We start from the raw sequence: 5776 nt of genomic DNA on the forward strand, positions 1-5776 counted from the left end.
GCCGGTGCCGATCGGCATCAGCAGCGGCAGGTCGCGGTTGGTGCACAGCGCGCCGATGCCCAGTTGGCGCAGGTCGTGGCGGTAGGGCGCCTGGTTGACGTCGACCAGGGAGACGAAGGTCTCGCTGCCGACGTAGGTGGAGCGCGGCCCGCGCCGGCGCGCCTGGCTGGACAACCGGCGCGGCTCGCGGCGCACCACATAATAGGCCTGCTCGCGGCCGTAACGGGCCGGATCGCGAATGGCGTAGAAGGGCTGAAACGGCTGTTCGGGGCCGCTGCCGTGGCCGCTGACCTGGGTCAGCGAGTGGATCTCGAAGTCCAGCGGGCGGGTGCGGTCGGCGATCACCTGGTGTTCGTGCACGCGGTCGCTGAGGTGGATGCGGTCGGCGCGGCGCGGGAACAGGTTGACCGCCGGGGTGCAGAAAGGCACGAACTGGGCGGCCGACACCGCGCCTTCCAGGCTGCTGTCCAGGCGGGTGAACAGCACCACCAGTTCGAGCTCCTGGGCGTTGCAGCGCGCCACGCCGCGCGCAAGGCCGGCGAACTCGACGAACAGGAAGCGATTGGGCAGGGCGAAATACTCCTGCAGCAGGCGGTAGCCCTGGAAGGCGCGCGGCACCACCGGCAGCACCGCGTCCTCGTCGTCGAAGCCGCGTGCCTGGATGCAGCTCAGCGGCAAACGTTCGGCCCATTCGCCATCGACGCTCTTGATAAACAAGGCGCAGGCGTTGCCCAGCAGTTGCTCGTAGAGGCGGAACGGCTGCTCGTCGGCGCCGCCGAGAAACAACGGCAGGCTGTCCAGCGCCAGGGCCTTGAACGGCATGCCGGCGCCGCATTTGAGACGGATGCGCAGGCCGGCCTTGGCTCGCGGTTCGGCCGCGGCGAGGCGGCCGAGGGCGGTGGCCGGGTTGCCGAAATACTCGGCACGGCTGACCTCCAGCGGCCACAGGGTGACGTCGTGGCAGGTGCGGTACTCGCAGGCGGTCTGCTCCTCGTGGCCGAGCTGGCCGCGTAGGGCGGCGCCGCGTTCGACGCGAAAACCACTGGCCAGCGAGCCCTCGTCGGGGTCGGCGCACAGTTGCACCACGGCCACCGAGGGCGTCGGCGCCAGGTAGTGCGGGTAGGCGATTTCCAGCAGGTTATGGGTGAAGGTGGGGTACTCGGCGTCCAGTTTCAGGTGCACGCGCGCGGTGAGGTAGGCGAAGCCCTCCAGCAGGCGCTCGACATAGGGGTCGGCGCAGTCGATGCCGGACAGGGTCAGGCGGCTGGCGATCTTGGGGAACTCGGCGGCGAACTCGGCGGCGCTCTCGCGGATGTGCTGCAGCTCCTGGTTGTAGTAGTCGAGCAGGCGCGGGTTCATGCGCGCCTCCTGCCGTCGACCGGGGCGACCTTGATATGCCCGGTCTCCAGGTCCAGATCGGTGGACAGCAGCAGGCGCAGCGGCACCGGTTCGGCCCACAGGTCGGCCTCGATCTCGAAGCTCAGCGCGTTGTGGTTCATCTCGTCGCTTGCCAGCTGCGCGCGCACCCGTAGCGAGCCCTGGAGCAGGCGTGGCTCGTAGGTTTCGATGATCTCGGCAAGCAGGGTCTCGACCAGTTGTACGTCGATGCTCGAGGCGGTGTGGCCGGACAGCGGCGGCAGGCCGAAATTGATCACCGAGGTGCCGGCCGGCATTTGTGCCGCGGTTTCCGGGCCGAACAACGCAGTGGTGTTGAGCAGCCAGGCCAGGTCGCGCAGCACCGAGGCCTTGAGCTGGTTGAGATTCATCACCCGGCGCTCGGCGCTTTCCTTGGGGTTGCTCGGCTCGTCGTCGGTGAGACGATCGAGCAGCGAAGGCTGCAGTCGCTCCTGTAGGGTCAGCTCGGCCATGCTCAGGCGTCCCCGGCGGCGAAGCGCAGGCTGCGCAGGTCGAACAGCGCGGTTTCGCCCCGGTCGGTGGCGAACAGGCGCTGGCCGATGGGCAAACCGTTGTCCTGCCAGTCGACTTTGCGTGCCAGGCGCGCGGCGTCGTCACCTAGTTCGACGGTGTCCGGGTAGCGGCTGGGAATCAGCGCCACCGTGGTGCCGCCGTTGCGTAGGGTCAGCTCGGCCGGCATCCACACCAGGTCGCGCAGGTCGCTGGGCGCCTCGCAGCTTAGGCTGGCGAGGTTCTCCATCGGCAGCCAGACGTAGCGGCCGTTGACGATCAGCTCCAGCACCGGGCCGAGCCGCGGATCGGCGTCGGCGCACCAGGCGAAGGGTTCGTCGTTGAGTTCGCCGGCGATGGCCGGGGCGGCGTCGAAAGCCTGCTCGCGCAGCTGCGCTGCGGCTTCGGCATGACCTTCGGCATCCAGCTTGAGAGCCTGGATCAGCGGCGCCAGCCAGTCCGCCGGCTGGCCCAGCAGCACCGGCGTCAGCCGCCCGGCGAAGACTTCGCCGCGCAGCGCCTCGCATTCCAGGGCCGAGCGGTAGGTCTGCACCATGGCCAGGGCGCCGGCATCCAGCTCGCCGGCGACCTTGAGCTGGTTCTGCGCGCGGCCCCACTGGCCGAGCACGGCCAGCAGTTGAAAGAGGAAGACGCGCAGGGCGGGGTTGGACGGCTGGCTGCGCACTTGATCCTGCAGGGCGCCCAGGGCCTCGTTCAGCTGACCCGCACGCACAAGTTCATCGGCATTCATCGCTGCGTCCTTCCGTTCATGTGCCGCGCAGCAGTGGCTCTGCGGGCCGCGGGTGTCCTGGCCTTTGGTGGCGATACCAGACGTACGCGCCGAGCGCCTGCGCTGGTGCCATGGCCGACGAAACGAGCGCCCGGCGCCGCAGCGGCGCCGGGCGGTCATGCCTCAGATCTTGACGTTTTCGCGGATGTTCCAGCCGTACTTGATAGGGCCGCCGTCCTTGCTGCCGTCCTGTTTCTGCGGTTGATAGTCGACCTGAACCTGGCCGAAGTTGAGGGTGACGTTCTCGGTCAGGCGATCCTCGCCGCCACTGCCGCCGGTGCTGATGGACGACACCAGCACTTCCTTGAGGGTGATGATCAGGTACTCCACCGGATCCTCGCCGCCGGCTTTGCGGATGGTCAGCTTGGCCTCGGGGTAATGCTTGCCGCTGGAGCAGGCCATCATCAGGTTGGGCGAGGACTTGTCGATCCACTTGGTCAACGAGATGTCCTGGATACTGACCTTGCCGGCGCCGCCACCACCGCCCACATGCATGCTGCCGGACTGGGACATGCCCCAGCTCCAGGCCAGTACGTCGATTTCCTTGGCGTGGGTCTTGTCGGCGGATTCTCCGTCCACATCGCCGATCTTGATAAACATATCAACAGCCATCATGCCTCCTTGGTGGCTCGCGCCACGCTACGTGGTGCGGTATCCGCCGCCGTGGCGGATACCAATGTGAGGGTGGATCAGGCGCCTTTGGCCGAGGGCAGCTTGGAGACCAGGCGCAGGGACACCGTCAGGCCTTCCAGCTGGTAGTGCGGGCGCAGGAAGAACTTCGAGTTGTAGTAGCCGGGGTTGCCCTCGACTTCCTCGACCACCACCTCGGCGGCGGCCAGTGGGTGCTGGGCCTTGGTGGTTTCGGTGGAGTGCGCCGGGTCGCCGTCGACGTAGTTGAGAATCCAGTTCTGCAGCCAGCGCTGCATGTCGTCCTTCTCTTTGAACGAGCCGATCTTGTCGCGCACGATGCATTTGAGGTAATGGGCGAAACGGCAGGTGGCGAACAGGTAGGGCAGGCGCGCCGCCAGGTTGGCGTTGGCGGTGGCGTCGGGGTCGTCGTACTCGGCCGGCTTCTGCAGCGACTGGGCGCCGATGAAGGCCGCCAGGTCGGTGTTCTTCTTGTGCAGCAGGGGCATGAAACCGTTCTTCGCCAGCTCGGCCTCGCGGCGGTCGGAAATGGCGATCTCGGTCGGGCACTTCATGTCTACGCCGCCGTCGTCGGTGGGGAAGGTGTGCGCCGGCAGGTTCGGCACCTCGCCGCCGGACTCCACGCCGCGAATGCGCGAGCACCAGCCGTAGAGCTTGAACGAGCGGTTGATGTTGACCGCCATGGCGTAGGCCGAGTTGGCCCAGGTGTACTTGCTGCTGTCGGCGCCGGCGGTGTCCTCCTCGAAGGCGAAGGCATCCACCGGGTCGGTCTTGGCGCCATAGGGCAGGCGGGCGAGGAAGCGCGGCATGGTCAGGCCGATGTAGCGCGCATCCTCAGACTCGCGCAGCGAGCGCCAGGCGGCGTACTCGGGGGTGGTGAAGATCTTGGTCAGGTCGCGCGGGTTGGACAGCTCCTGCCAGGAGCCCATGCCCATGACGGTGGGCGACGCCGCGGCAATGAACGGCGAATGCATGGCTGCGCAGACCTTGGACAGCTCGCCGAGCAGCTCGACGTCCGGCGGCGACTGGTCGAAGTAGTAGTCGCCGACCAGGCAGCCGTAGGGCTCGCCGCCGAACTGGCCGTACTCTTCCTCGTACATCTTCTTGAAGATCGGGCTCTGGTCCCAGGCGGTGCCCTTGAACTTCTTCAGGGTCTTGTGCAGCTCGCCCTTGGAGATGCTCATCACGCGGATCTTCAGCTGCTCGTCGGTCTCGGTGTTGTTGACCAGGTAGCTCAGGCCGCGCCAGGCGCTTTCCAACTGCTGGAAGTCCTGGTGGTGCATGATCAGGTTGATCTGCTCGGTGAGCTTGGCGTCGATGGCGGCGATGATCGACTCGATGGACTTGATCGCATCGTTGGAGATCAGGTCGGTCTTTTCCAGCGCATGTTCGGCCAGGGTGCGCACCGCGGTTTCCACCGCCTCGCGGGCGCGCTCGGTCTTGGGTTTGAATTCCTGCAGCAGCAGCGACGCGAAGTCGCTGGTCTCTTCGGTAGCAGTCCCGCCCTGGGCCTGCTGTTCGGTCATCGGTTCGGCCATGGTCTGCGTCCTCTAATCAGCTTTGCGGCTCGGAGTCGGTCGGTTTCGGCGCGCTGGCCAATGCCTGCAGCAGGGCCGGGTCCTTGATCGCCTTCATGATCATTTCCTCGGCGCCGGTCTTGCCGTCCATGTAGGTCAGCAGGTTGGCCAGCTGGGTGCGGGCTTCGAGCAACTGGTTGAGCGCGTCGACCTTGCGCGCCACGGCGGCGGGGCTGAAGTCGTCCATGCTCTCGAAGGTGATGTCGAGGCTGAGGTTGCCCTCGCCGGTCAGGGTGTTAGGCACGTTGAAGGCCACCCGCGGTTTCATCGCCTTGAGCCGGGAGTCGAAGTTGTCCACGTCGATCTCGAGGAACTTGCGGTCGGCCACCGCCGGCAGCGGTTCGGCGGGTTTGCCGGCGAGATCGGCCATCACCCCCATGACGAAGGGCAACTGGACTTTCTTTTCCGCGCCGTAGAGCTCCACGTCGTACTCGATCTGCACCCGTGGAGCTCGGTTGCGAGCGATGAATTTCTGGCTGCTGGGGTTGGCCATCTTGTTCCTCCTGCGCTGCGTATGCGGCTATGGGCTGTGAATGAGGTGACCCGACGCTATTCGCCGTCGGGCCCCCTGAGCTTTTCGAACTGGGAGAAGCCGTCGGGGATCAGGTTGCGCACTATGGTGGCGAAGTCGGCACTGACCAGCGTCTTGGCCCGGCTCAGCAGCACCGGCACCGGGCTGGAGGGCTCGTGCCGGGCGTAGTAGGCGAGGATGCGGTCGAGGGTCTTGAGCACGTCGTCGCGATTGCCGATCTCGCCGCTGATGCGCGGTGCGGCGGGCGCGCCCGCTGTTGCCGCGCTGGCGCCCTCTGCGACGGGAGCCGTCTCGGCCACCTCTGCCGCGGTCGCGGCGGGCGCC

The 5776-nt window shown here is 66.9% G+C and carries 6 protein-coding genes and 1 pseudogene; all 7 read right to left on the reverse strand.

The features are described 5' to 3' along the window. The coding region (tssF, locus tag N878_RS11095; RefSeq protein WP_021443728.1) for a type VI secretion system baseplate subunit TssF at nucleotides 1-1359 on the reverse strand (1359 nt) is incomplete at its 3' end. Beyond that, nucleotides 1356-1868: a type VI secretion system baseplate subunit TssE gene (tssE, locus tag N878_RS11100; RefSeq protein WP_021443729.1), complete on the reverse strand. Its 513-nt coding sequence runs from the start codon at nucleotides 1866-1868 to the stop codon at nucleotides 1356-1358. The genes tssF and tssE, both read right to left, overlap by 4 nt. Nucleotides 1869-1870: 2 nt before the next feature. Further along, nucleotides 1871-2656: a type VI secretion system accessory protein TagJ gene (locus N878_RS11105; protein WP_021443730.1), complete on the reverse strand. Its 786-nt coding sequence runs from the start codon at nucleotides 2654-2656 to the stop codon at nucleotides 1871-1873. A 162-nt stretch (nucleotides 2657-2818) separates the two neighbouring features. Then, on the reverse strand, nucleotides 2819-3307 hold the full coding sequence (locus tag N878_RS11110; protein WP_031303038.1) for a type VI secretion system tube protein Hcp: 489 nt from the start codon (nucleotides 3305-3307) through the stop codon (nucleotides 2819-2821). A gap of 77 nt (nucleotides 3308-3384) precedes the next feature. Then, complete coding sequence (tssC, locus tag N878_RS11115) at nucleotides 3385-4881, reverse strand: type VI secretion system contractile sheath large subunit (RefSeq protein WP_021443732.1); 1497 nt, start codon at nucleotides 4879-4881, stop codon at nucleotides 3385-3387. Between the two features lie 16 nt (nucleotides 4882-4897). After that, a complete protein-coding gene (gene tssB, locus N878_RS11120) occupies nucleotides 4898-5413 on the reverse strand; it encodes a type VI secretion system contractile sheath small subunit (RefSeq protein ID WP_003245007.1) in 516 nt (171 codons plus the stop codon). A gap of 56 nt (nucleotides 5414-5469) precedes the next feature. Next, nucleotides 5470-5776: pseudogene (locus N878_RS11125) on the reverse strand (type VI secretion system protein TssA); the annotation flags it as partial.

It is taken from the genome of Pseudomonas sp. EGD-AK9 (assembly GCF_000465935.2).
Lineage (GTDB): Bacteria > Pseudomonadota > Gammaproteobacteria > Pseudomonadales > Pseudomonadaceae > Aquipseudomonas.

Coding starts and splice junctions, on each gene's coding strand:
- N878_RS11110 (WP_031303038.1), bottom strand. CDS start 3,307: ATGGCTGTTGATATGTTTATCAAGATCGGCGATGTGGACGGAGAATCC.
- tssB (WP_003245007.1), bottom strand. CDS start 5,413: ATGGCCAACCCCAGCAGCCAGAAATTCATCGCTCGCAACCGAGCTCCA.
- N878_RS11105 (WP_021443730.1), bottom strand. CDS start 2,656: ATGAATGCCGATGAACTTGTGCGTGCGGGTCAGCTGAACGAGGCCCTG.
- tssC (WP_021443732.1), bottom strand. CDS start 4,881: ATGGCCGAACCGATGACCGAACAGCAGGCCCAGGGCGGGACTGCTACC.
- tssE (WP_021443729.1), bottom strand. CDS start 1,868: ATGGCCGAGCTGACCCTACAGGAGCGACTGCAGCCTTCGCTGCTCGAT.